General features: G+C 69.4%; 18 protein-coding genes. 9 read left to right on the top strand and 9 right to left on the bottom strand.

Annotated features, from left to right (window positions below; all coding sequences use genetic code 11):
- Positions 1-40: 40 nt before the first annotated feature.
- The 7 genes from sucB (at position 41) to H4F99_RS03620 (ending at position 5706) form a co-directional block, all read left to right on the top strand.
- Positions 41-1249 carry a dihydrolipoyllysine-residue succinyltransferase gene (gene sucB, locus H4F99_RS03650; RefSeq protein ID WP_182668362.1) on the top strand — a complete coding sequence of 403 codons (1209 nt, stop codon included), beginning with the start codon at positions 41-43 and terminating at the stop codon, positions 1247-1249.
- Between the two features lie 60 nt (positions 1250-1309).
- Entirely contained in the window at positions 1310-2752 is a 1443-nt protein-coding gene (lpdA, locus tag H4F99_RS03645) for a dihydrolipoyl dehydrogenase (RefSeq protein ID WP_182668361.1), read from the top strand.
- 72 nt (positions 2753-2824) lie between these two features.
- Entirely contained in the window at positions 2825-3418 is a 594-nt protein-coding gene (locus H4F99_RS03640) for an LOG family protein (RefSeq protein ID WP_182668360.1), read from the top strand.
- Positions 3419-3588: 170 nt separating this feature from the next.
- Complete coding sequence (locus tag H4F99_RS03635) at positions 3589-3981, top strand: hypothetical protein (protein ID WP_182668359.1); 393 nt, start codon at positions 3589-3591, stop codon at positions 3979-3981.
- 23 nt (positions 3982-4004) lie between these two features.
- Positions 4005-4178: a hypothetical protein gene (locus tag H4F99_RS03630; RefSeq protein WP_182668358.1), complete on the top strand. Its 174-nt coding sequence runs from the start codon at positions 4005-4007 to the stop codon at positions 4176-4178.
- 89 nt (positions 4179-4267) lie between these two features.
- Entirely contained in the window at positions 4268-5257 is a 990-nt protein-coding gene (locus H4F99_RS03625) for a YhdH/YhfP family quinone oxidoreductase (protein ID WP_182668357.1), read from the top strand.
- An 83-nt stretch (positions 5258-5340) separates the two neighbouring features.
- Positions 5341-5706, top strand: coding sequence for a response regulator (locus H4F99_RS03620; RefSeq protein WP_182668356.1), 366 nt, complete (start codon positions 5341-5343; stop codon positions 5704-5706).
- Between the two features lie 27 nt (positions 5707-5733).
- Here H4F99_RS03620 and H4F99_RS03615 read toward each other — a convergent pair whose 3' ends face one another.
- Positions 5734-6630 carry a DnaJ C-terminal domain-containing protein gene (locus H4F99_RS03615; protein WP_182668355.1) on the bottom strand — a complete coding sequence of 299 codons (897 nt, stop codon included), beginning with the start codon at positions 6628-6630 and terminating at the stop codon, positions 5734-5736.
- 185 nt (positions 6631-6815) lie between these two features.
- Here H4F99_RS03615 and H4F99_RS03610 point away from each other — a divergent pair, with 185 nt between their 5' ends.
- The gene (locus tag H4F99_RS03610; protein WP_182668354.1) at positions 6816-7295 is read left to right on the top strand and encodes a peroxiredoxin; all 480 of its coding nucleotides are present in this window, start codon (positions 6816-6818) and stop codon (positions 7293-7295) included.
- A 9-nt stretch (positions 7296-7304) separates the two neighbouring features.
- Here H4F99_RS03610 and pbpC read toward each other — a convergent pair whose 3' ends face one another.
- The 3 genes from pbpC to gyrA all read right to left on the bottom strand — a co-directional run bounded on the left by pbpC (position 7305) and on the right by gyrA (position 17434).
- Positions 7305-9692: a penicillin-binding protein 1C gene (gene pbpC, locus H4F99_RS03605; protein WP_182668353.1), complete on the bottom strand. Its 2388-nt coding sequence runs from the start codon at positions 9690-9692 to the stop codon at positions 7305-7307.
- A gap of 3 nt (positions 9693-9695) precedes the next feature.
- Positions 9696-14630, bottom strand: a complete 4935-nt coding sequence (locus tag H4F99_RS03600; protein ID WP_182668352.1) for an alpha-2-macroglobulin family protein — start codon at positions 14628-14630, stop codon at positions 9696-9698.
- Positions 14631-14797: 167 nt separating this feature from the next.
- Entirely contained in the window at positions 14798-17434 is a 2637-nt protein-coding gene (gene gyrA / locus H4F99_RS03595; RefSeq protein ID WP_182668351.1) for a DNA gyrase subunit A, read from the bottom strand.
- 316 nt (positions 17435-17750) lie between these two features.
- Between gyrA and H4F99_RS03590 the strand changes: the two genes are divergently transcribed.
- Positions 17751-18539, top strand: coding sequence for a CPBP family intramembrane glutamic endopeptidase (locus tag H4F99_RS03590; protein WP_182668350.1), 789 nt, complete (start codon positions 17751-17753; stop codon positions 18537-18539).
- A gap of 8 nt (positions 18540-18547) precedes the next feature.
- On the opposite strand, the gene mtnA is transcribed toward H4F99_RS03590, so the two are convergent.
- The 5 genes from mtnA to zipA all read right to left on the bottom strand — a co-directional run bounded on the left by mtnA (position 18548) and on the right by zipA (position 24631).
- Positions 18548-19606 carry an S-methyl-5-thioribose-1-phosphate isomerase gene (gene mtnA / locus H4F99_RS03585; protein WP_182668349.1) on the bottom strand — a complete coding sequence of 353 codons (1059 nt, stop codon included), beginning with the start codon at positions 19604-19606 and terminating at the stop codon, positions 18548-18550.
- Positions 19607-19631: 25 nt separating this feature from the next.
- A complete protein-coding gene (locus H4F99_RS03580; protein ID WP_182668348.1) occupies positions 19632-20426 on the bottom strand; it encodes a DUF3011 domain-containing protein in 795 nt (264 codons plus the stop codon).
- An 81-nt stretch (positions 20427-20507) separates the two neighbouring features.
- On the bottom strand, positions 20508-21482 hold the full coding sequence (gene epmA / locus H4F99_RS03575; RefSeq protein WP_343064126.1) for an EF-P lysine aminoacylase EpmA: 975 nt from the start codon (positions 21480-21482) through the stop codon (positions 20508-20510).
- A complete protein-coding gene (gene ligA, locus H4F99_RS03570; RefSeq protein WP_182668346.1) occupies positions 21475-23847 on the bottom strand; it encodes an NAD-dependent DNA ligase LigA in 2373 nt (790 codons plus the stop codon). The genes epmA and ligA overlap by 8 nt, the downstream gene beginning before the upstream one ends.
- 43 nt (positions 23848-23890) lie before the next feature.
- Positions 23891-24631 (bottom strand): cell division protein ZipA, encoded by a 741-nt coding sequence (gene zipA, locus H4F99_RS03565; RefSeq protein ID WP_182668345.1) that lies wholly within the window; start codon positions 24629-24631, stop codon positions 23891-23893.
- Positions 24632-24637: the final 6 nt, after the last annotated feature.

Below are 24637 nucleotides of genomic sequence, written 5' to 3'. Positions count from 1 at the left end.
CCTCCGCCTCGCCCTCCATGCCCTCCAGGATGCCCAGCCCATGAGCACCGAGATCAAAGTCCCCGTCCTGCCCGAGTCCGTCTCCGACGCCACCATCGCCACCTGGCACAAGAAGCCCGGCGACGCGGTGAAGCGCGACGAGAACCTGGTGGACCTCGAAACCGACAAGGTCGTGCTCGAAGTGCCGTCGCCCGTCGACGGCGTGTTGAAGGACATCAAGTTCAACGAAGGCGATACGGTGACCAGCGACCAGGTGCTCGGCCTCGTCGAGGAAGGCGCCGTCGCCGAGGAGGCGCCCAAGGCACAGAGCAAGAGTGCCGAGAAGGAAGCCGCCAAGCAGGAAGCCGACACGAAGCCGGTGCAGCCGAAGGCCGAGGCGCCGAAGGCCGCCGGCAAGACCGACGACCTGCCGCCGGGCGCGCGCTTCACCGCCGTCAGCCAGGGCATCGATCCGGCCGGCGTGGAAGGCACCGGCCGTCGCGGCGCGGTGACCAAGGAGGACCTGCTGAACTACGCCCGCGCCGGCGGCGTCGGCCAGGCCGGCGGTGCCCGACCGGAAGAGCGCGTGCCGATGACGCGCATGCGCAAGCGCATCGCCGAGCGCCTGATGCAGTCCAAGGAATCGATCGCGATGCTGACCTCGTTCAACGAGGTCAACCTGGGCAAGGTCATGGCCATGCGCAAGCAGCTGGGCGAAGCGTTCCAGAAGGAGCACGGCATCAAGCTCGGCTTCATGAGCTTCTTCGCCAAGGCCGCCGCCAACGCCCTCGCGCGCCACCCGGCGGTCAATGCCTCGGTGGACGGCGACGACATCATCTACCACGGCTACGCCGACATCTCGATCGCGGTCTCGACCGACAAGGGCCTGGTCACGCCGGTGCTCCGCAACGTCGAGCGCATGGGCTTCGCCGAGGTCGAGCAGGCCATCGCCGAGTTCGCGACCAAGGCCCGCGACGGCAAGCTGTCGCTGGACGACCTGCAGGGCGGCACCTTCACCATCACCAATGGCGGCACCTTCGGTTCGCTGATGTCGACGCCGATCGTCAACCCGCCGCAGTCGGCCATCCTCGGCATGCACGCCATCAAGGAGCGCGCGATCGTCGAAAACGGCCAGGTCGTCGCCGCGCCGATGATGTACATCGCGCTGAGCTACGACCACCGCATCATCGACGGCAAGGACGCGGTGCTGTTCCTGGTCGACATCAAGAACCAGCTCGAGAACCCGCACCGCATGCTGCTGGGCATGTAATGCCCGCCTGTCCCGCCGAGTGGCGGGGCCTTGCCGCACCCGACATAGGACGCACCTGACATGAGCGAACAGCAGACCTTCGACGTAGTGGTGATCGGCGCCGGCCCGGCCGGTTACCACGCCGCCATCCGCGCCGCCCAGCTCGGCCTCAAGACCGCGTGCATCGACGCCGCGCTCGGCAAGGACGGCAAGCCCGCGCTCGGCGGCACCTGCCTGCGCGTGGGCTGCATCCCGTCCAAGGCGCTGCTCGATTCGTCCCGCCAGTACTGGAACATGGGCCACCTGTTCGACCAGCACGGCATCAGCTTCAAGGACGCGAAGATCGATGTCGCGACCATGGTCGGCCGCAAGGACAAGATCGTGAAGCAGTTCACCGGCGGCATCGAGATGCTGTTCAAGGCGAACAAGGTCAAGGCGTTCTTCGGCTTCGGCACCCTGCACAACGGCAACGTGGTCAAGGTGAAGCAGCACGACGGCTCCGAGGTCGAGCTCAAGGGCACCAACGTGATCCTCGCCGCCGGCTCCGACTCGATCGAGCTGCCGTTCGCGAAGTTCGATGGCGACTGCATCGTCGACAACGTCGGCGCGCTGGACTTCACCGAGGTCCCGAACCGCCTCGCCGTCATCGGCGCGGGCGTGATCGGCCTGGAGCTGGGCAGCGTGTGGAAGCGCCTGGGCGCCGAGGTCACCATCCTCGAGGCGCTGCCGGACTTCCTCGCCGTCGCCGACGCCGAAGTGTCGAAGACCGCTGCACGCGAGTTCAAGAAGCAGGGCCTGGACATCCGCCTGGGCGCCAAGGTCAGCGCCACCGAGACCAAGGGCAAGGGCAAGAAGAAGGAAGTCCTGGTCACCTACAGCGACGCCAAGGGCGAGCAGACCCTGACCGTCGACAAGCTGCTGGTGGCCGTTGGCCGCCGCGCCGCGACCAAGGGCCTGCTGGCCGACGACACCGGCGTGAAGCTCAACGAGCGCGGCCAGATCGAGGTCGACGCGCACTGCCACACCGGCGTGGACGGCGTCTGGGCGATCGGTGACTGCGTGCGCGGACCGATGCTGGCGCACAAGGGCTTTGAGGAGGGCATCGCGGTCGCCGAACTGATCGCCGGCCTGCCGGGGCACGTCAATTTCGACACCATCCCGTGGGTCATCTACACCGAACCCGAGATCGCTTGGGTGGGCAAGACCGAGCAGCAGCTCAAGGACGAAGGCGTGCCGTACAAGGTCGGCAGCTTCCCGTTCGCGGCGGTTGGCCGCGCGGTCGCCATGGCCGAGCCGGTGGGCTTCGCCAAGGTCATCGCACATGCCGAGAGCGACCGCGTCCTCGGCCTGCACCTGGTCGGCGCGAATGTCTCCGAGCTGGTCCACGAAGGCGTGCTGACGATGGAGTTCAAGGGTTCGGCCGACGACCTGGCCCGGATCTGCCACGCGCACCCGACCATGTCCGAGGCGATCCACGACGCCGCCATGGCGGTGGACAAGCGCGCCATCCACAAGGCGAACTGACCGCCCCGACCTGCGACGGCCCGGCACTGACCGGGCCGTTCGCGTTTCTGACCCTCGACCGGGAACAACGCCATGCGAAACGTCTGCGTCTATTGCGGTTCCAACGCCGGTTCGCGACCGGCCTACGCCGAGCGCGCGATGGCGCTGGGCCACCGGCTGGCGGCCGAGGGCATCGGCCTGGTGTACGGCGGCGGCAACGTCGGCCTGATGGGCATCGTCGCCGACGCCGTGCTCGAGGGTGGTGGCGAAGTCATCGGGGTCATCCCGCAGCAGCTCGTCGAATGGGAAGTCGCGCACAAGGGCCTGACCCGCCTGGACGTGGTCGCGAACATGCACGAACGCAAGGCGCGGATGTTCGACATCGCCGATGGCTTCATCGCGCTCCCGGGTGGCTTCGGCACGCTCGACGAGATGTTCGAGATGCTCACCTGGCGGCAGCTGGGGATCGGCCAGAAGCCCTGCGCCTTCCTCGATGTCGAAGGCTTCTATTCGCCACTGGTCGCGATGATCGATCGCATGGTCGAAGAGCGCTTCCTCCACCCGGACCAGCGTGCCGACCTCTGGCATGGCGACGACATCCCGACGATGCTGGCCTGGATGCGGGCCTACACGCCTGCGCAGGCGGACAAGTGGCTGGATGGCAAGCGGCGCGCCGCGCTGCGTTGAGCACGGTCCCGGCAAGGCACTCCCGATGGCCCCGCCCGGCCACGAACGGCCCGGGCGCCTTCGCCTCCCGCTAACAACGCCTGCGCGACGATGACCGGCGTCATCACTGCATCGGGCGCCGTGCGTGTCGCTTTGCAGGAGCGGCACCCCGACATCGAAGGAGAGGCAGGATGAGCCGAATCACGCTGACCCTGGCAGGCCTGTGCCTGGCCTGCGGATTGACCTTCGCTGCACCCCTTGCCAACGCCCAGGAGGCCACCAGCGCGCGCGACGCGGTCGTCGATGGCGACATGTGGCTGGCCTCGTCCCCCGAGATCCGCAAGGCCTTCCTGATCGGCGCCGGCAACATGATCGCGATGGAGGTCGCCTACGCCCAGCGACGATCGCAGGCGGTCTCCCCCGCCAGCGAACGTACCCGCCAGGCCGTGGCGAACCTGTCGCTCGACCAGCTGTCCGATCGGGTGACGCGCTGGTACCAGGCGAACCCGGAGCGCCATGACGTGCCGGTGATGGGCGTGATCTGGCTCGATGTCGTGCGTGCAGGCAATCCGACGGCCCATTGATGCGCATTCGCGGGAGGTGTTCCATGTCCAGGAAGTTCAGGTTGCTGCCCATCATCGCCCTGTTGTCGCTCACCGCATGCGCGACCATGGCGGGCGCGAGCATCGGTGGCGGCATCGGTTCCATGTCGGGACATACCGGCAGCGGCATGATGATCGGCGCCGGGGTCGGCACCATGGTCGAGATCCTCGACGACTGACGGCCCATGGGCGACCCGGCCGGCGTCGCACTTCCACCGCGGGGACGCAGCGGCCAGAATGAGGGTCCCGTGCACGACAGGACCCCGGCATGACGTCCACGCAGTTCCAGGCCTTCCGCATCCATAACGACGACGCGGTCTACCGCAGTGGCATCGAGTCGATCTCGCTGGACGATCTGGCGCCCGGCGAGGTGGTGATCCGGACGGCGTACTCCTCGGTCAACTTCAAGGACGCGCTGGCGGGCACCGGGGAGGGTAAGATCCTGCGCCGTTTCCCGCTGGTGGGTGGGATCGACGTCGCGGGCCACGTCGTCGCGTCGACCGATGCGGCGTTCAAGGAAGGCGATGCGGTGCTGGTCACCGGCTGCGGCCTGAGCGAGACCCGGGACGGTGGCTATGCCGAGTACGCGCGCCTGGAGGCGAAGTGGGTGATCCCACTGCCTTCGGGGCTGAGCCTGCGCGAAAGCATGGTCCTCGGCACCGCGGGCTTCACCGCCGCGCTCGCTCTGCTGCGCATGGTCGAGAACCGGCAGTCGCCCGATCTTGGCCCGTTGGCCGTCACCGGCGCGACCGGTGGCGTCGGTTCGCTGGCGCTGGACATCTTCAGCCGCGCGGGGTTCGAGGTGCACGCGATCAGCGGCAAGGCCGAGCAGGCGGACTACCTCACGTCCATCGGTGCCAGCGAGGTACTCGGGCGCGACGCACTGTCGACCTCACGCCCGATGGAGTCCGTGCGTTTCGGCGGCGGTCTGGACAATGTCGGCGGGGCGATGCTCTCCAGCCTGCTCGCGCAGACGGCGCCTTACGGCAACGTCGCCAGCGCCGGACTGGCGGCCTCGCACGCACTGGATGCGACCGTCATGCCCTTCATCATTCGCGGCGTCTCCCTGCTCGGAGTGGCTTCGGCCGGCACGGCCCGCGACATCCGCGAAGCGGTCTGGCAACACCTGGCCAGCGACTGGAAACCCCGCCATCTGGACCGCATCTGCACACGCGAAGTCACCCTGGAAGGGCTCCCGGACGTGTTCCGCACGATGCTGTCTGGCGGATCGTTCGGGCGGACGCTCGTCACGTTCTAGGTGTCGCCCCGGCGCAGTCGCCGGCCACGCTTGCGACGCCGACCGGCCCCGCTACAATCGTGGCAAGTACCCAGGGGAACATCATGGCGCGCATCCTCATTGTCGACGATTCACCTTCCCAGCTGATGGGCATCCGACGCATCGTCGAGAAACTCGGGCATGAAGCCCTGACCGCGGAGGACGGTGCCGCCGGCGTCGACGTCGCGAAGCGCGAAATCCCCGACCTGGTACTCATGGACGTGGTGATGCCGAATCTCAACGGCTTCCAGGCCACGCGGTCGATCTGCCGCGATGCCAGCACGAAGCACATCCCGGTCGTCCTGGTGACCACCAAGGACCAGGACACCGACCGTGTCTGGGGCATGCGCCAGGGCGCGCGCGCCTACATCACCAAGCCCTTCAGCGAAAACGATCTCGCCGAAGTCATCGGCCAGCTCCTGCCCGGCTGAGCCGTTGCCATCACGGGCCTGACACCGTCAGGCCCGACGCCAATCCTCGCCGAACGCGTCCCGCAACTGGCCGTAGGCCTCCTTGCGGACGTCGCTGTCCGCCCGGGGCGCCAACACTTCGAGTTCCACGATCTGGTCGCCCGGTGGCGTGCCGGGCAGGCCGCGGCCGCGCAGGCGCAGCTTGCGCCCGGCTTCCGAGTCCGGCGGGACCTTGAGCTCCACCTGGCCACCGAGCGTGGGGACGCTGAGGGTGGCGCCCAGCGCGGCCTCCCAGGGCGCGACCGGCAACACGTGGATCACATTGCGCCCGTCCACTTCGAACCGGGGGTGCGCGGCGTACTCCACTTCAAGCAGCAGGTCGCCATTCCCGCCCTGCCCCGCCAAGCGGATCACCTGCCCTTCGCGGATGCCCTTGGGGACCTTGACGTCGAGGGTCCGGTCGTTGACCGATATCCGCACGCTGCTGCCCGAGTACACCGACTCCAGCGGCACTGCCAGGCGGGCACGGGTGTCGCGGGGCGGCGCCGGGCCGCGCCCCCCGGAGGGCCCACCGGGGCCGCGCCGACCGCGACCGAACATGCTTTCGAAGAAGTCGCTGAAGCCGCCCCCTGCCCCACCGCCGGCGAAGATCTCCTCGAAGTCGACGCCACCGAAGCCCCCGCCGCCGAATCCGCCCGGTGGCGGCTGCACTTCATCGCCGGGGCGGTATCCACGTGCACGCAACTGGTCGTAGGCTTTGCGCTTCTCCGGATCGCGCAGCGCTTCGTAGGCCTCGTTGATCGCCTTGAACCGCTCTTCGGCATCGGCCTCCTTGCTGACGTCGGGATGGTACTTGCGCGCCAGGCGACGGTAGGCGGTCTTGATCTCGGCGTCGCCCGCACTGGGCTCGACGCCGAGGATGTCGTAGTAGTCCTTGAACTGCATCGGGGGCTCCCGTTCGCGGCGCCATTGGCGCCTGCATGGTGTCCTGCAACCGCTCCATCCTACGGGTCGGGCGCGAAGACCAGGTCACCGCACAGGTAAGTCCCTTCCCGCACGCTTTCAAGCGCCGTGCCCCCGTGCTCACACGATTCTGCCTACACTGCCGGACCCCCAACGGAGACCGCGCCATGAGCATCCAGACCGGTGACACCCTTCCCGACGTCGTCGTGCAGCAGGTGGGAGAGTCCACCGAACCCGTGAACACCCGCGAGCTGCTCGGGACCGGCAAGGCGGTGCTGTTCGCGGTGCCCGGTGCGTTCACCCCCACCTGCAGCGAGCAGCATCTCCCCGGCTTCATCGAGAAGTTCGACGCATTCAAGGCCCAGGGCGTGGACGTGGCCTGTCTTTCGGTCAACGACCCATTCGTGATGCAGGCGTGGGCCAAGTCCCAACAGGTGCCCGATGGCCTCAAGATGCTGGCCGACGGCAATGCGGATTTCACCCGCGCGCTTGGGCTTGAGCTCGACGCCAGCGGCTACGGCATGGGCGTGCGGGCGAAGCGCTTCGCGCTGTATGCGGAGGACGGCGTGGTCAAGCAGCTGTTCGTGGAAGCGCCCGGGGAGTTCCGGGTGTCGAGTGCCGAGCACGTGCTGTCGCAACTGTCCTGAGGGCAGCGCTCACTTCAGCACCCGGAACTCCACGCTGGCCCAGGCACCGGTTTCCGCCAGCGCCGTCAGGGTGTGCAGGCCGGGGTTGCCGAAGTCGTGCTCGAAACGGGCGGAACCGACCGATTCACCCACCAGGCGCCCGTCCAGCAGCCAGCGGATACGGGCGTCGCTGCCCAGTGCCCGGACCCGCAAGCGCAGCCCGCTTGAGGCACCGGGTGCGGCAGCGAGGATCGCGCGCGGGTGCAGCCCGTCGATGCGAAGTTCGGCAAGCCCCTCGCGGCCGTCGTCCAGGCAATCGTCCGCAAGCGGGGGCAGGCGTGCGGCCCGGCGTTCCGCGACGCTCAGCCACGGCGTGGCCAGGGCCGGCCAGCGCGCCACCACGGCCGCGCGCCTGGGGTGGTCGGCATCGCAATTCGCCGAAAGGCGCTCGCCGGACACGGCATCGACGTCGAAGCGCGCCAGGCCGGCCGACCACAGGCGCGCGTCGCGCTCGGGCAGCGTCGGGGGCACGACGTCGGCAAGCGTCCACGCATCGATGCGCCGTCGGCACGCGCCGGGTACGGTGGCCTCGTACAACTGCCCGAGGGGCCAGCACACTTTGTGCCGCGCCACGCCAGCGGGTGGCGGTGCCGGGCGCGCGTCCGACGCATGCATCGGGAGGGCGTCGATGATCTCGAACAACAAGGGCAAGGCCGTGATCGCACCGTACTGGCCGGGCAAGGACGTGCCATCCGGCCGGCCGACCCAGACGCCCACGGTATGACTGCGCGTGCCGCCCAGTGCCCAGGCATCACGGAAGCCATAGCTGGTTCCAGTCTTCCATGCGACACGCGCGCGACCACTCTCGTCGAAACTGTCCGCCGACCCCGGTCGCGGGTGGTCCTCGAGCATCCGACGCACGATCCACGCGGCTTCCGGGGAAAGCAGGCGGCGGTCGTCCAGCGTGTCGTCGGGCCGATATCGCACGCGGCCCGCCCGCCCCTCCCGGTTGAGCGCCGCGTAGGCGCCGACGAGATCCTCCAGCCGGGCACCCGTGCCCCCGAGGATCATCGACAGGTTGGGTCTCGACCCGCGGGGCCACCGCAGGTCGATGCCGGCATGCGCAAGACGCGCGGCAAAGCGCGCCGGTCCCACGCGATCCAGTACATCCACGGCCGGCACGTTGAGGGAGAGCTGCAAGGCGGTCGCCGTCGTCACCGGGCCCCTGAAGGCCGCGTCGAAATTGCCCGGCCGGTAGTCGCCGAAGCTCTGCGGTGCGTCCACGAGCAGGCTGCCCGAATGGATCAGGCCATCGTCGATCGCCAGGCCGTACAGGAAGGGCTTGAGGGTCGAGCCAGGCGAGCGCCACGCACGCACCATGTCCACGTGTCCGAGCCGCTGGCGGTCCGCGAACGCAACCGAGCCGACGTACGCGCGGGCTTCCATGCTCGCGTTGTCGATCACCAGCAGGGCCGCCGAGGTGCGTGCGGGCAGCGCCGAAAAGTAGCTGGCGACGCGTGACTCGAGCGTGCGCTGCAGATCGAAGTCCAGGGTCGATTCGATCCGTCTTCGGTCCGGATCGGCCGCCTTGAGCCGGCGTGCGAGCAGCGCCGCATGGCGGGGCGCATGCAGATCCCGGGCGACGACCGGTTCGATGCGCGCGTCCTCGACCTCGGCGCGCGTCCATACCCCCAGGTCCGCCATCCGCGCGAGCACCTTGTCGCGCGCCTGTCGCGCGCGCGCCGGTTCCCGGTCCGGACGCCAGCGGCTCGGCGCCTGCGGCAGCACCACCAGCAGCGCTGCTTCGGCCCGCGACAGCCGCGACGCAGGTTTGCCCAGGTAGGCCCAGCTGGCCGCCTCGACGCCCTCGATCGTGCCACCGAACGGCGCGCGGTTGAGGTAGAGCGAGAGGATCTCATCCTTGGAAAGGTGGGCTTCGATCTGGAGCGCCCGGGCCATCTGCCGCAGCTTGGCGCTCGCCGTGCGGCTGCTCCCCTTCGGCGGATCGAGGATCCGCGCCACCTGCATCGTCAGCGTGGAACCGCCGGACACGACCCGGCCCTCGCGCAGCCATTGCCAGCCCGCACGGGCCAGCGCCACGGGGTTGATGCCCGGATGGTGGCGGAAGTGGCGGTCTTCATAGGCCAGCAGGGCTTGCAGGTAGAGCCCCGAGACCTGCCCGGGATCGACCGGGTGCCGCCAGATGCCCTCGCGGTCGGCGAACATGCGCAACGGCGCGCCGTTCGATGCCACCACCACCGTTCCACCCTCGCGCGGGTCCGGCAAGGGCAGCGGGAAAGCGAGATCGGCCAGCATGCCGGCATCGACCAGCAACATGACGACCAGCGCACACCAGAGCCCGCCGCGGCGCGCACGGCCGCCGCTGGCTGCCCCGCTGCGCGGGCGCATAGGGGCCATGCGCTAGCCGCCGTCCGGCGGCACCACGCGAACCTCCGCCGGCACCGAGGGGCCGACGCCGCGCAGCTCGGGGCGGTACATGTCCTCCACGGCCGGCGGCGGCACCCGGTATACCCCCGGCGACACCGCGCGCACCAGGTAGAACAGCCGCGCCCGGGTCCGGCGCTGCAGCTTCAGCGCCGCCACGTACCGGTCTTCGCGGAATTCCTCGTGCCGGATGTCGGCGGCACTCTCACGGTCGTCGAGTTCGACGCCGTCGATGGCGACCTTCCCCCATTGCGCGTCGTCTCCGAGGTTGAAGTTCTCGATCTCCAGGCCCGCCGGCAACAGGTCGGTCACCAGGGCATCCGGCATCGCGACATCGCTGCTGATGGTCAGGGCGGCAATCAGGACGTCGCCCTCCTCGAGCGCACCGCCCTGCCACGGACTGCCATCGGTCCTGTACCACGCACGCCGGATGTCGAGCACGCGGGCATCGGCCTCCGGCGGGGTGCGCGGCACGCCTGCAACTTCGAGGCTCGCGAACATCGGCGCCGCTCCCACCGGATCGAAGCTGATGCCCGAACGCAGCGCATCGTCGTCGAAGGCGCGACCCAGGTACCGGGCCGGTGCGGCCTGGGAAACGCTCCCGCCCACCGTCCAGCGCCCGTCCACTTCGCGCGTCTGGTCCACCAGCAGCGCCTTGCCCATGCGCGCCAGCGCGACCTGCTCCTGGGTACTGAGCCACAGGTAGCCCGTCCTGCGACGGGCGTCCAGCTCGCGCCCCAGGTCCGTCGAGCGTGCGTCGTAGGCCGGGCGGGCCATGCCATGCGCATGGGTGAGCGCAATCATCAGCGCATCGTCGCGCACGCGGCTGCCATAGTCGCCCAGGTAGCGCGGCCGCCGCGCGCTGTCGACGGCGAAGCCGGCCGCGACCGCGCGCTCGCCGCGCGCCTTGTCGCCTTGCAGCGACAGGGCGATGCCGAGATGCACCAGCGGGAGGCCGGTGAGACTGTCGGCGCGTCGATCGTCGAACAGCGCACGCAGGGTACCCAGCGGTGCCCGGTTGACCCGCGCCAACGCGTAGCCGGCGTGCGCCTGGTAGGCGAAGCGCAGGTGCTGCCGGTTGTCGTATCCGTGGAAGCCCTGGCTTCCCGACAGCAGGTCTTCGCTCAGCACCTTGAGTGCTTTCTGCAGGACGCTGTCGGGCACGCCGAAGCCGGCGTCGCGGGCATCCAGCATGAACTCGACGATGTAGGGCGTCACCATCGCATTGACGTCGCCCCCGCCCCCCCACATGGAGAAATGCCCCGAGCTCGCCTGCATCGACGCCAGCCGGCCCAGCGCCCCCTCCATGCGTGCCCGCCGTGCATCGGCGCCCAGCCCCGCCACGCCGAGAAGGCGGGCGGTGTCGTCATCCAGCTCGAGCGCCGCATAGCCCTTGCTGGTGGTCTGTTCGGCGCAGCCATACGGATAGCGCAATGCCCCCTGCAGCGCTGCGGCGAAGGGGATCGGAGGGATCGCGCTGACCGACATCCGGGCATTGATGGATCCCGCCATCAGGCCTTCGGCCATCACCGGGTCGAAACGCAGCGTGGCCAGCTCGTCCAGCACTACCGTACGGGCACGCAGCACCGCAGGCCATGCCGCGCGTACGGGCAGGTCGTAGCGGCGATCCACCGATCGGCCATTGCCTTCGATCCGCACCCGCACCTGCCCCACCTCATGGCCTTCCCCGGCCTGGAGGGGCACGTCGATCGTGGTCCTGGCCTCGGGCGCGAGCGTCACTTCACGCGTGCCATCGCGCGTCGTCAACGGACCCACCCCGTCGACCCGCACCTTGAAGCGCCCCGCCTTGCCGGTGAAGTTCTGCACGTCGAGCGTCACCTGGCTGCGGTCACCCGGCGCGAGCACGCGCGGCATGCTCGCTTCGGCCAGGATCGGCGCCCGCACTACCACCTCACCGTCGCGTTGTCCGTACACGCCACCGGCGTAGACCAGCGCGGATACCCTGAGGCTGCCGTTGAAATCGGGCACGGCCAGGCGAACGCGGGCGTTGCCGCGTGCATCCAGTTCCACGGGGCCCGAGAACAGGTCCACGGTCTGCACGCGTGCCGTGGGACGCCGGGCCTGCGCCAGCGGCTGCAGCGCCAGGTCCCCGCCGAACCGGAGGCGTGCCATCTGCCCCTCGAAGCTCTCGATCACGCGGCCGTAGATGTCATACGCATCGACGTCGAGCCGCCGCTGTGCGAAGAAATGCGCCGCCGCATCGGGCACGGGGAAGCGGGTGATGTTGAGGATGCCGACGTCGACCGCCGACACCGCGACATGCGCGGTACGTCCGGCGACCTGCGGTGCGCTGACGGTGACCACGAGGTCCCGCTCCGGCTCGACGCGCGCGGGCATCGACAGGCCCACCGCCACGCGCCGGTCGCGCCGGTCCATGGGCACGTGCGCAACCCCCACCGCACGCGCCGGCGTGACCTGCTGCGTGGCGCTGCCGCCCCGGAACACCAGCGCGGTCACGTAGACATCGTGTCGCTCCCAGTCCTCGGTGACCGGGATGTCGATCGTCGTGCCGGGCTTCACGTCCAGGCCCTGCACGTACAGCATGCGATCGCTTTCCACCATCACCAGGCCCTTGCCGGGATGCGGCGGGGTCAGGGTCGCGCGCAACGTGTCACCGGCGCGGTACGCCGTCCTGTCCAACGACAGCTTGACCTTGTCCGGGCGCGCATCCAGTCCCCGGTTGTCGTCGTTCCAGCTCCAGCCCGCGGTGAAGGGATAACGCGTGACCAGTCCGGTCGCGGGGTCGGTCACGTCGATGCGGTAGTCGCCCCACTCCACCGGGAAATCGACCCGGACCGCGCCGTCGCCCAGGTTGACCTCGCGGGATTCGACGTCCTCGTAGCGGCGCGCGAAATCGTGATCCCAGCTTCCGTCGTCACCGCGTACCCAGTGGTAGTCGCGGTGCTCGCGCACGAGCGTCACCCGCACGCCACCGGCGGGCCGGGCCTGCCCGTCGGCATCGACGCGGCGCAGTTCAAAGCCGGCCACGGCATTGGCGTCGGTGCCTTCGTCGGCATCGAACAGGGGCCGGATGCCCACCAGCGCGTCGGCCGGCCAGACCACGCGCTCCAGCGTGCGGTTGACGCTGCGTCCGCCGGTCTCGAACAGGCTGCCCGCCACCCGCGCGGCCACCGGCGTAGCCGCCTTGCGGACTTCCTCCGGCAGCGGGATATCGATCGCGAAGCGGCCCGCGTCGTCCAGGACCTCGTCGACCACGTCGCGCGACTCGCCCGGCAGGGCAATCGTCGGATCACCGAAGAAGTAACCCGGCATCGATTCGACGGGGTGCGTCTCCACCGCCACGGCCAGCCGGGCGACGAACCGGTTGCCGGCCGCCGGGGCGCCGTACAGGTAGGCCCCTTCGACCTGCAAGGGCAGCGCCTCGCCTGGACCGAGACGGTCCACGTCGCTGTCCAGCTCCAGTTTCATGCGCTCCGGCAGGAACTCCTCGATGCGCAGGGCCATCCCCTGCACGGCGTCACGGCTCTCGGGGTCGGTACGGAACTCGACCTTCCATCGACCGGTGGGCGCATCCACCGGCACCACCTGCTCGTGCCGGACGTAGCCCTGTGCATCCGGCGTAACCCGCGACTCCACCAGGGTCTTGCCGTCCGGGCGCACGAAGCGCACGAACAGCGGCTGGCGTGCCCCGTCGGGAAGCGGACGGCCATCCTGGTCGCGCAGCAGCGCGGAGACCCGGACCGTTTCGCCGGGCCGGTACAGGTCACGCCCGGACCAGGCGAATACGTCGAACCAGGCCTGCTGGCGACCAGCCACCGCGAATTCCGACAGGTCCAGCGCGGGCTGGCGCAACGGGAGCATGGAGATGTCGCCGCCGCGTGTCGCCACCACCACGTGGCCGGCGTCCAGCGTGTAGTCGAGCATCGCGTTGCCGTGGCGATCCGTCTCGGCCTCCAGCACCGCCCGGCCGCGAGCGTCCAGGATGCGCAAGGCTGTGCCGCCGACCGGCGCGCCGTTCGCAAGCGAAGCCACGTGCACGAACATCGACTCGCCGTAGGCGCGGACGTGCAGGCCCAGATCGCTGACCGTGAAGAAGGCGGTATCCATGTCATCGCTGAAACGGCCCACGCGACGCATGACCGCGAAGTACAGGCCCGGCGCCTGGAGTTCGGCGATGTCCTGCACCGGCAGGTAACTCAGGGTGCGCGTATTGGGCTTGCCCTCGAGCGAGAAACGATTGAGGTAGACCGGATCCGCGAGCTTCGCCAGGGGGGTCCGGTCGCTGTATTCGGAATCCAGTTCCCAGCCGCTGCGCCGTCCGCCGCGCTGGTAATCGCTGAAGAACAGCGGCAGGGAGGCATCCTTGACGCGCAGGAATTCGACGTCCACTTCCGGCACGTTGACCGAGACCACCGGCAGGCCACGACTCTCCCGCGCGGGCAGCACGCTGCCCTGCGAGGCAAAGCCCACCGCCGGTTCGAGCGGACCGGTATGGACGGTGCGTTCGACGGCCTCGTCCAGCAGCGTCCCGTCCGCCGCCGTCAGTCCCGGACGGATCGCGACCCGGTACTCGGCATCGGCCTGGACATGCGGGAAACGCAGGATGCGTGCTTCGTCGTCCAGCACCCACGCACCTTCGGCCACGGCGCCGTTGGCGTCGGTGATCGACAGCAGTGCGTCGAAGTCCTGGGTGCCGACGAGCGGCCGGGTGAACGCCAGCGCGATGCCCAGTTCGCCCTCGTGTTCATCCGGATAGGCGGCGTCGAGCACGAACTCTCCGGAGCGTTCCGCCGGTATCGCCGGCTTCGCGCCTGAGGTTTCGGGCAGTTGGCCGTCCGTATCCCGCTGGCACGCGGTTGACAGCGCCAGCACGGCCACCAGGCCGACACACCGGAGCCACCCGCCGATACCCCGGCGCCCGTGGTCCATCCGGCCTGTCCCATGCGTCCCCGCTTGGCCCGAATCCGCCATACCCGCTCCCCTCCCCGTTCTCCCTGGAAGGCTTGAGTATAGCGACGGCGACCACGGCGGCCCCGCCCCTGATGCGTCAGCGCCGCCCGGAGGCGGCGCTGACAGGGGCAGTCTGGCGGGCGGAATCAGCCCGCGTCGGGAGCCGCGCTTCCCGCAGACCCGGACGTCGAAGGCGCGTCAGTTGCCGCCACACCGCCGGCATCCGCGTCCTCGCCCGCCGGCTCGGGATCGTCGAGAGACGCGTCCAGGCGTTCGATGGCCTGCAGCGTTTCGTCCTTGCCCAGGCGCATCAGGGTCACGCCCTGGGTGTTGCGGCTGACCTGCGAGATCTCCGACGCCCGCGTGCGCACCAGCGTGCCGCCGTCGGAGATCAGCAGGACCTCGTGCTGCTCGCTGAGCTGTACCGCACCGACCAGCCTGCCGTTGCGCTCCGTTGTCTTGAGCGCGATCACGCCCTGGATGCCGCGGCCCTTGCAGGGATACTCGTCGACCGGCGTCCGCTTGCCGTAGCCGCGCTCGCTGGCGGTCAGGATGTCGCCATCGCCATCGACCACGATCAGGCTGACGACCTCCTCGCCGTCGGCAAGGCGCATGCCGCGCACGCCGGTGGCGGTACGGCCCATCGAGCGCACCTCGTCCTCTGCGAAGCGGACCGCCTTGCCGTTGCTGGCGAACAGCATCACGTCGCGGCCGCCATCGGTCAGCTCCACGCCGACCAGGGCGTCGCTGTCGTCGAGGTTGATCGCGATCTTGCCGCGCTGCAGGCGATAGGCGTACTCGGTGAGCGGGGTCTTCTTGACGGTGCCATGGCGCGTCGCGAAGAACACGTAGCGGCCTTCGTCGTACTCGCGCACCGGCAGCACCGCCTGCACGCGCTCGCCGTCCTCGAGCGGGATCCAGTTGACGATCGGCCGGCCACGCGCGTTCGGGCCGGCATCGGGCAACTGGTGCACCGGCAGCCAGAACACGCGGCCCGCGCTGGTGAAGGTCAGCAGGGTGTCGTGCGTATTCACGAGCCACAGCTGGTCGATGAAATCCTCTTCCTTCGTCGCCGCGGCGTTGCGACCGCGACCGCCGCGCTTCTGCGCGCGATAGGCGGTCACCGGCTGGCGCTTGGCATAGCCGGCGTGCGACAGGGTGACGACGACGTCCTCCGGCGCGATCAGGTCGAGGATGTCCAGGTCCTCCTCGCTCTGGCGGATCTCGCTGCGACGCGCATCGCCGAACTCTTCCTTGACGTTGCGCAGCTCGGTGCGGATCACCTCCATCAGCACCGCCGGATCCTCGAGGATCTCGATCAGCCCACGGATGGTCTCCAGCAGCTGCTTGTACTCGTCGGTGAGCTTGTCCTGCTCCAGGCCGGTCAGGCGGTGCAGGCGCATCTCCAGGATCTGCTGGGCCTGCGCCTCGGTGAGCTGGTAGCGGCCGTCGACCAGGCCGACGCCCTTGGGCAGGTCATCCGGACGCGACGCCTCGGCGCCCGCGGCGGCCAGCAGCGCACCGACCAGCCCGGCTTCCCAGGTGCGGTCGAGCATGCGCTCCTTCGCCACCTGCGGATTGTCCGAGGTCTTGATCAGCTCGATCATCTCGTCGATGTTCGCGAGCGCGACCGTCAGGCCTTCCAGGATGTGGGCGCGCTGGCGGGCCTTGCGCAGCTCGAAGATGGTGCGGCGGGTCACCACCTCGCGGCGGTGGCGCACGAACACCTCGAGCATGTCCTTGAGGTTCAGCAGCTGCGGGCGGCCGTTGACGATCGCCACCATGTTGATGCCGAACACCGACTCCATCTGGGTCTGCTGGTACAGGTTGTTCAGCACGACCTCGGCGGATTCGCCGCGCTTGACCTCGATGAAGATGCGCATGCCGTCCTTGTCGGACTCGTCGCGCAGCTCCGAGATGCCCTCGATGCGCTTTTCCTTGACCAGCTCGGCGATCTTCTCGATCAGCCGCGCCTTGTTGACCTGGTACGGGATCTCGGTGACGACGATGGCCTCGCGGCCTGTGCTTTCGTTGACCTCGACCTCGGCCCGCGCACGCATGCGCACGCGGCCACGCCCGGTGCGGTACGCGGTGATGATGCCGGCGGTGCCGTTGATGATGCCCGCGGTCGGGAAGTCCGGACCCGGGATGTACTCCATCAGCCCGTCGACATCGATCTCGGGCTGGTCGATCAGCGCGATCGTCGCGTCCACGACCTCGGACAGATTGTGCGGCGGAATGTTGGTCGCCATGCCGACCGCGATGCCGGCGGAGCCGTTGACCAGCAGGTTCGGCACGCGCGTCGGCAGGACGGTCGGCTCGAGCTCCTTCTCGTCGTAGTTCGGCTGGAAGTCGACGGTTTCCTTGTCGATGTCGGCCATCAGCTCGTGGCTGAGCTTCGACATGCGCGCTTCGGTGTAACGCATCGCCGCGGCGCTGTCGCCGTCGATCGAGCCGAAGTTGCCCTGCCCGTCGATCAGCATGTAGCGCAGCGAGAACGGCTGCGCCATGCGCACCAGGGTGTCGTACACGGCCGAGTCGCCGTGCGGGTGGTACTTACCGATGACGTCACCGACCACGCGGGCCGACTTGTAGTAGGGCTTGTTGCTGTGCGCGCCCAGTTCGTTCATCGCGAAGAGCACGCGGCGATGGACCGGCTTCAGGCCGTCCCGCGCGTCGGGGAGTGCGCGCCCCACGATCACGCTCATCGCGTAATCGAGATAGCTGCGGCGCATCTCGTCTTCGAGGTTGACGGGGATGATTTCCTTGGCGAGTTCGGCCATCGGGTTTCCGTTCTGGGCGGTGGATCAGGCGTCCCCGGACCGCCTGCCAAGACCCCGTTCGGGGCCCGCGCGGACGGCGCGCGGAGCGCCATGAACAAGACGTGAAATCATAGCACGAAACAGCCCGTTGCAGCACCGTGATTCCGACGCAAAAACAATCACTTGCGCGCGCATCCAGGGCGTGACGAGGGGTCAGCTTGGGGGGTGGGCCCGGTGGCAGGGGACGATAGGGGGAAAGCCAGTTTCCCACCGGGCCAGGGTTCCGCCGCGCATCGGCACTCCGTAAGATCGGCGCGGCCATCGACAGGGGAGTGCAATGCGGACATCTTCCATCATTGGGCGCGTCGCGATCTTGGGCGCCGGTGCCGTCCTGGTCTGGCGTTGCGTGCTCGCGCTGCCCGGCGACACTGCCGGTCCCGACACGGCCCGCCACCTGCTGCAGGGCACTCTGATCAGCGCCGGCGTCGTCGTACTACTGGCCCTGTTGCTCAGGCTCGATCGGCGCGGGTTGCCGGACGTCGGCATGGGTCCGTTCCCCGCCAATGCGCGTGCGTTCCTGCTCGGCGTCGGCCTGTGGGCGCTTCCAGCGCTGGCCGGTGCGGCGGCGTGCGTGGGACTGGGCTGGGCCTCGATCTCACTCGAATCCAGCGTAACAGCGGTGCTTGCGGCACTGCCGCCCCTCGCGCTCGGCGTCTTCCTGTTCGAAGCCTTCCCCGAGGAACTGATACTGCGCGGTTACGTGCAGGGTCTGGTGGGTCGGCGCTACGCAGCGTGGGTCGCCCTGCTGGCGCAGATGCTCGTGTTCGTGCTGTTCGCCTGGGCGGTCGGCGCACTGTATTCGACGGAGCAGTGGATGCTCATACCGGGGCTCGCGCTGATTCTCGGCTATGCGCGGGCGGTTTCAGGCAACGTCTGGTGCTGCATCGGCATCCACCTCGCGTGGATGACGACGGCGCAGCTGTTGTCCCCGGCGCATGGCCATGCCGTCGTACAGGACATGCAGACCCTGCAGTTCATCGCCTTCGCGTTGCTGCCATCGATGACGATCGGCATCGTTCTGCCTCTGCTCAGGCCCACGTTCGACTGGCGCCGCCCGATGGTCTGAACCCGGAGTCAGCTGCCGAACAGCGCCCGCATCTTCGCCTCGTCGGGCTGCTCGATCACGCCCTTCTCGGTCACGATCGCGTCGATCAGCGTGTATGGGGTGACGTCGAACACCGGGTTCCAGGCCTCGATGTCGAGGGCCGCAGTGCGCACCCCGCCGATGGCGAACATTTCGCCCGGGTCGCGCTCTTCGATCTCGATCGCATCGCCGGACGGGGTGTCCATGTCGACGGTCGAGGACGGCGCGACCACCATGAATTTCGCGCCATGGTGGCGGGCGCTGATCGCCAGCTGGTAGGTGCCGATCTTGTTGGCCGTATCGCCGTTGGCACAGATGCGGTCGGCTCCGACGATGACCCATTGCACGCCGCCGCCCTTCATCAGGTGGGCCGCGGCGGCATCGGCCACGAGGGTCGGCGCAATGCCGTCCTGCTGCAGCTCCCAGGACGTCAGCCGAGCCCCCTGCAGCCAGGGCCGGGTCTCCCCGGCGTACACGCGGGCGATCCGCGCCTGCGCAACCCCGGCGCGGATCACGCCGAGTGCCGTGCCGAAGCCCGCGGTCGCAAGCGAGCCGGTATTGCAATGGGTCATGACCCCGCTGCCCGGCTCGATCAGGGCCGCGCCCAGCGCGCCCATGTGGCGATTGGCCGCCAGGTCCTCGTCGGCGATGGCCTGCGCCTCCTGCTCGAGCAGCACGCGCCAGTGTTCACCTGACGCGACCAGCACGCGTCGCATGCGCGCCAGTGCCCAGGCCAGGTTGACCGCGGTAGGACGCGCCGCGTTGAGCCGCTGCATCGCCGGCTCCAGTTGCCCGAGGGCCGCGGCGCCGTCGCCTGCGTCCACCTGGCGTGCGGCCAGTACCACGCCCCAGGCCGCGGCGATGCCGATGGCCGGCGCGCCGCGCACGGTCAGCGAATGGATCGCGGCCGCGACGGCATCGCTGTCTTCGCAGCGCACGTAGCCGACCTCGAAGGGCAGCTTGCGCTGGTCGAGGAGTTCGAGGGCATCGCCGGTCCAGCGGATCGGGCGGATGCGGTCGTAGCGGTCGAAGTCGAGATCCTGGCTCATGCACGCAGTTTACCGGGCGGGCACGTCAGCGAATGCTGAACTCCGCGCGACAGCCGCTGCTGACCCACACGCCGCTCCGGTCCCAGTCCCAGGTGCTGCCACGGATGCAGGGGGAGTTCGACAGCTGCCGGACCAGGGTGACGTTGCGTGCCACGTTCGCCGGGCATCGCCGCTGGCGCTTGTCCTCCGACTCGCAGCGGATGACCTGCGAAGGGGGGACCGGCGGGGGTCGGTGCCCGCCACCGCCACCGCCACCGCCGCCGACCGCGAATTCCGCACGACACCCGCGGGTCACCCAGATCTCGCCGTTGCCCGCACCCCAGTTCTGGCCTTCCACGCAGGGGCTGGACGACAGGCGGTTGACGAGCCTGACACCGCGGCGCGTGTCGGCGGGACAGCGACGGGTGCCCATGTCGTTGGATTCACAACGGACCAGGCCGGTGCCCCCGCCGGGAGCGCCCCCGCCATAGCCCTGGCCGGTGATGAACTCGGCGCGGCAGCCGCCCGATACCCAGACGCCGTCGCGCTCGATCCCCCAGCTCTGGCCGCGCACGCAGGCCGTGTTCGACAGCTGCCGGTGCAGTCGGACGCCCCCACGCGTATCCGCATGGCAACGTCGCGTGCGGTTGTCGCGGGACTCGCACAGGAAGACCGGGTCGAAGCCGCCACCGAGATACGGGTCGCCCGGGTACGCCCTGCCCGGCCCGTCCGGATATCCGCCCGAGGGGTAGGAAGGATAGCCACCGCCGAAGAACGGACCCATCGCGCAGCCGCTGCACGCCAACAGCAGCACCGCGCATCCGTACCACCAACGCCTCATGCAGGCTCCTTCGCCAACCCTGTGGCCCGAGCTTAACCCGGAGCGGTGTCCGTTTTCCTGACGCCCCGCACGGCGGGCCGTTCAGGCGCGGGAGAAGTCGAACGCGAGTATGTCAGCGATCCGGTCAGTGCCCTGCAGGGCCATCATCAGGCGGTCAACGCCCAATGCGACGCCCGCGCAATCGGGCAAGCCGGCTTCGAGCGCCGCGAGCAGGCGCATGTCGGTGGGCGGGACGCGATCGCCGCGGGCCGCGCGGACCTCACCATCCTGGCGGAAGCGCCCGGCCTGCTCGCCTGCATCGGCCAGCTCGTGGTACCCGTTCGCGAGTTCCAAGGGCCCGAGATACAGCTCGAAGCGCTCCGCGACCGGCGGCCGGTCAGGGCGTATGCGGGCGAGCGCGCTCTGGCTGGCCGGATAGTCCACCACCGCCAGCAGGGTGTCGCGATCGAAGCGGGGCTGCAGGCGGTGGGTCATCAGCAGGTCTAGCCAGTCGTCGCGACCCAGCCCGTCCGGATCGATCTCCACGTCTCCGAGCGCCTCGCGCAGTTGCGCGACTCCGGCGCTGGCCGGATCGACACCCAGCCATTCGCGGTACAGCGCGTGGTAATCCCGGCGCTCCACGCGTACCTTCCGGCCGACCAGCGCGAGCGCGGCCTGTACCAGCTCGACCGTCTCGTCGACGAGGCGTCCGTGATCCCACCCGACCCGGTACCACTCCAGCATGGTGAACTCGGGATTGTGCCGCTGGCCCGCCTCGCCGTCGCGGAAGACCCGGCCCAGTTCGTAGCAGTCACCGAAGCCTGCCGCGACGAGGCGCTTCAACGGGAATTCGGGCGACGTCCGCAGCCAGCGCGTGCGCGGTGCGCCTTCGGTGCGTCCACCGAAATCGAGCGTGAAGGACGCAATGTTGGGGTCGGTATTACCGGCCATGGACATCACCGGCGTCTCGACTTCCACCACGCCACGCGCCGCAAAAAAGCCGCGGATGCAGGCGTTGAGGCGCGCGCGCAGGTGCAACGCGTCGAACGTCGCGCTGGGCCGCCAGTCCTCAGTCACCGAGCGGCCCCTGCCCGTGCTCGGCAAGGAACCCGACCAGGCGCGCTTCGTCCCACACATCGACGCCGAGCGATTCCGCCTTGGCCAGCTTGGAGCCCGCCGCCTCGCCGGCGACGACGAAGCTCGTCTTCTTCGAGACGCTGCCCGCGCTCTTCGCGCCCAGTGCCTCCAGGCGTGCCTTCGCTTCATCGCGGGTCATCGACGACAGCGTGCCGGTCAGGACCACGGTCTGGCCATCAAGCGGTCCCGGTGCGGCCTCGGAGGGTTCGGGCAGGCGCGGCAGGATCGTGCCGACCGCACGGCCGACCGCTTCGAGCAGCTCCGCATTTGCGTCTATCGCCAACCATGCCGAGAGCGAGCGGGCCGTTTCCGTCGGCAGGCCGGCCGTGATGTACGCGTGTTCGGGGGCCTCTCCCACCGCGGCGACGTCCGTGAATGCCGCCGCCAGCTGTTCGGCACGCAGGGGCGTCAACCTGGGGACTTCCAGGGCGACCAGCAGGTTCGGCACCGCCAGCGCCTCGCGCAACGCCGCCGAGGGCGCATGCCCGTCGGTGATGCGCACGCCGCGCTCCAGCAGCGCGTCGATCACCTGCTGGTTGCCAGGCTGGTCGAAGAAGTGGCCGATACTGCGCGCCACTTCGCCGCCGATGTCGGGCACCTGCTTGAATACCGGCCACGGCAGGTGGCGGATCAGGTCGAGGTCGCCGAACCACGCGGCGAGCGCCTTCGCCGTGCTTTCGCCAACGTGCTGGATGCCCAGCGCGAACAGGAAACGCTCGAGCGTGGTGTCGCGGCTGCGGTCGATCGCCTCGACGAGGTTCTCGGCCCACTTGCTGGCGACCTTGCCGCCCTTGACCGTCTCCGGCGTGGTGCCGTCGCGCTCGTCGGCGCGGCGCTTCATCTCGAGCAGGTCGTCGACGGTAAGCCTGTACAGGTCGGCCACGCTCTCGATGTAGCCCAGCGCGCCGAGTTCCTCGATGTAGCGCTCACCCAGGCCTTCGATATCCATCGCACGACGCGAGGCGAAATGGCGCACGGCCTCCTTGCGCTGCGCGGCGCAGGCCAGCCCGCCGCTGCAACGCCACGCGACACCACCCTCGTCCTGCACCAGCTCCGACCCGCACACGGGACAGGTCGATGGCATCGCCCAGGGCGCGGCGTCGGGCGCACGCTGGTCGATGACCACGCGCACGACTTCGGGAATCACGTCGCCCGCGCGTCGCACGATCACCGTGTCCCCGACCCGTACGTCGAGCCGCGCGATCTGGTCGGCGTTGTGCAGGGTCGCGTTGGTGACGACCACCCCGGCCACCTGCACCGGTTGCAGGCGCGCGACCGGTGTCGCCGCGCCGGTGCGGCCGATCTGGATGTCGATGCCCTCGAGCAGGGTCGACTGCTCCTGCGCCGGGAACTTGTGCGCGATCGCCCAGCGCGGCGCACGGGACACGAAGCCCATCTCGCGCTGGCCGGCATAGTCGTCGAGCTTGTAGACGACACCGTCGATGTCGAAGGGCAGGCCGTCCCGCGCCTCGCCCATGCGCCGGTAGTAGCCCAGCAGGCCATCGAGGCCTTCGACGACCTCGCTCTGCGCACTGACCGGGAAGCCCCAGTCGCGCAGCCGCGCCAGCGTGGCGGAGTGCGTGTCGGGCAGCGCCCCGCCCTCCACCTGGCCGACACCGTAGGCGTAGAACGCGAGCGGACGACGGGCGGTGACGCGCGGATCGAGCTGGCGAAGCGAGCCCGCCGCGCCGTTGCGGGGGTTGGCGAGGACCTTGTCGCCCTTGCCGTCCGCGGCCTGGGCCAGCGCCTGCGCGTTGTAGGCCCTGAACGCGGCCAGCGGCATGTAGACCTCGCCGCGCACTTCCAGCACGGCCGGCCAGCCTTCGCCGCGCAGGCTGAGGGGAATCGCCTTCACCGTGCGCAGGTTGGCGGTGACGTCCTCACCGGTGGCGCCATCGCCGCGGGTGGCGCCCTGCACGAAGCGGCCCTCCTCGTAGCGGAGGCTGATCGCCAGGCCATCCAGCTTGGGCTCGACCGAGAACACCGGCGATTCGCGGCCGATGCGCTCGTCGATCCGGCGCACGAAATCGGCCACCTCGTCGTCGCTGAAGGCATTGCCGAGCGACAGCATCGGCACCGCATGGCGGACCTCGTCGAACGCACCGGAAGGCGCCGCACCGACGCGCTGGGTGGGCGAATCCGGGCTGGCCAGCGACGGGTTCGCAGCCTCGAGCTCTTCCAGTTCGCGCAGCAGCCGGTCGTACTCGGCGTCCGGGATCGCCGGATCGTCGAGCACGTGGTACCGGTAGTTGGCGTCATTGAGCTGGCGGACCAGCTCGGCGATGCGATGGGCGGGGTCGGTCATGGTCGGCACGACGGCCGGCGCGACGTCGCGGCCGGCGGCCGCGTCACCAGCGTCCGGGCTTGTTCAGGGGCGGCGCTTCGCGCTGGCGGTCGTAGGCGCGCAGCTCGTCGCGGATATGGGCGATACGCTGGCGACCGAGGGTATTGCGCTGTTCGTCCAGTACCACGCCGTCGAGCAGTTCCGCCATGCGCTCGGCCGTGGGCAGCATGGCCTCCCAGGCGTCGAGCGCCGGGACCGGCGCCGGCAGGGTCAGGAAGAACGCGATGGCCGGGGTCTCCAGCGACTGGATGTCGGCCATGTCGAAGCTGCCCGGCTTCATGATATTGGCGACGCTGAACACCGGGCCGCGCTCGGGGTGGTGCTCGACCAGCCGGTGGAACACGCCCATGTACCCGTAGGACAGCCCGGCCTTCTCCGCGGCCACCACGATGTCCGGTCCGTGCAGCTTCCGGCCGGCGCGTGCGGCCAGGTAGAGGGTGACGATCTTGTCGAACTCTTCGCTGACCCGCTTGCCCGCCTCGCTGCCGCGTGACACTGCCGACGCGGGCGCCGCTTCTTCCTCGCCGAACATGTCGGCCTGCGAGATCGGGGCCGCCTGCCCCGCACCGGCCTCGGATGCCTCGACCTGCTCGGAGAAGGTCGGCTCGTGGCGACCCGGCTCTGCACGACGCGGGCGCCGCGTGCCTTGCCCCGGCTTGCTGGGCCGGCCGAAGAAGTAGATCGCCAGGATCAGGACGAGGCCGGCGACCAGGATACCGAGGCGCAACCACCAGACTTCAGACATCGATCA

This window comes from Marilutibacter penaei (assembly GCF_014145395.1).
In the GTDB taxonomy this organism is placed as follows: Bacteria; Pseudomonadota; Gammaproteobacteria; order Xanthomonadales; family Xanthomonadaceae; genus Marilutibacter; species Marilutibacter penaei.
Note: the sequence above shows the minus strand (reverse complement) of the source record. Positions and strands in the feature narration are given on the sequence as shown.